The following is a 1,755-nucleotide window of genomic DNA, read 5'->3' as shown; positions in this document are numbered from 1 at the left end:
TGAAATGCAGTCTTCTATATTTTCCAATTCGTAAACGTCTAATTTATTTGTTTTCATTTATTTACGCGATTTTTTTTCAACATTACTGCCAACGTGTCGCGGCTTGCAGAAGTGGCGAACTTCGTAACCGATTATTTTCGGCTAAGATAAAATTTCTTGCGAAGGATAAACGTGAATTTACCACATATTTAGCCATTTTTGCAAACCGCTGTTAGTAGAGGTAGAGACACGCTTGTAAATAACCCACAGTAACCACAACTAATATGCCGTTGCCATTGCATTCCAACAAAATTTGGAATCATTTACTCTCTCTTAAACATAAACAATCTTGCTTAAAATGTATTTTATCGCCAGGCTTTTTTAAAAAGAGAAATTTGCAATAAACTATATCATAAACAGCTTCTATCATATTTTCCATAATTGGTATCCGTAGCTATTTTTCAAAGTGATTTTTTAACAAAGCTTAGAGGAGTTTTTGTGTAAATATTCTATAAATATTTACTTATTGATTTTAGGAAAGCATAGCAATATCGACCACTTAGGAGCTATCTCTACTAACGTGTCGCGGCTTGCAGAAGTGGCGAACTTCGTGACCGATTATTTTCGGCTAAGATAAAATTTCTTGCGAAAGATGAACGTGAATTTACCACATATTTCGCCATTTTTGCAAACCGCTGTTAGCACCAGTGCTTATTTGAAATATGGAGAATAACTTTCCAATTTCAAATATTTGTCTGACAGTTCATTATAAAAATTATCATAACTGTTTTCAATTTGGTTTATAAAATAAATGAAATAGCCAAAAATACTAACAAAAACTAAGCTAAGAATAATTATAAAAATTCCTTTAAAGCTAAATACTGAATTTTCAAAAGCATTAAATGAAAACTCAATTATGGGTTTTTCATTTTCTGACAATGGCATAAAATGTAAAGGATATATAACCGCGATAAAAAATCCAACAATTAAAAGATAGATAATATTCTTAATTTGTGTCATATTTTTTTTAGCAACCTTACAATCATTTTTCGTTTTTTTAAACTTATTGATTAGAGTATAAGTTTCTACTTTAAGATTTTTAACTTTATCGTTTTCTTCGTTAATTCTTGGTGAAGGCTTAAGCATTCTGCTAATGTCTCCGTTATATCCATAATTATTGGATGACAAATCTATAATTAACTTTTTTAATGCTGGCAAACAAGCATCGGTTCTGTATAAATTAGGAATAATTTCAAATAGTTTCTTAAGTTTATGATCATCAGACAACCGATTAAAATCACCAGCTTTTACTGAGTTTTCTAAATCATCATTTTTATCAATTTCTTTTTTATCTAACCAATGAAAATCTCGATGTGAAATTCTAAGTAGAACGTCATCAAAAATTATTTTTAAGTCATCTATTTGTCCTTGTAAAATTTCTTTCTTTTCATTTTCTCCGATTAATTTAGAAATAATAAATGCTCCAATTATTGCAATCATAGCTGAAGCTGACTGTGAAATTGTAGAAAAAAAAGAATTCCAATCTTGATTCATATTACGATTTTTTTTTGCATTGGTGCTAACGTGTCGCGGCTTGCAGAAGTGGCGAACTTCGTGACCGATTATTTTCGGCTAAGATAAAATTTCATGTGAAAGATAAACGTGAATTTACCAGATATTACGCCATTTTTGCAAACCGCTGTTGGCAGAAGCATTTATTTTACAGCTTTAAAATACATTCCTGCTGGAATTCCAATTATTCTACCTTTAAATGGA

At 30.3% G+C, this 1,755-nt stretch carries 1 protein-coding gene; it reads right to left on the bottom strand.

Annotated features, from left to right (window positions below; translation table 11 throughout):
- Positions 1-690: 690 nt before the first annotated feature.
- Complete coding sequence (locus tag HNQ00_RS16205) at positions 691-1,533, bottom strand: hypothetical protein (protein ID WP_173839547.1); 843 nt, start codon at positions 1,531-1,533, stop codon at positions 691-693.
- Between the last annotated feature and the right edge of the window lie 222 nt (positions 1,534-1,755).

It is taken from the genome of Flavobacterium aeripolare (genome assembly GCF_013294025.1).
In the GTDB taxonomy this organism is placed as follows: domain Bacteria; phylum Bacteroidota; class Bacteroidia; order Flavobacteriales; family Flavobacteriaceae; genus Flavobacterium.
Note: the sequence above shows the minus strand (reverse complement) of the source record. Positions and strands in the feature narration are given on the sequence as shown.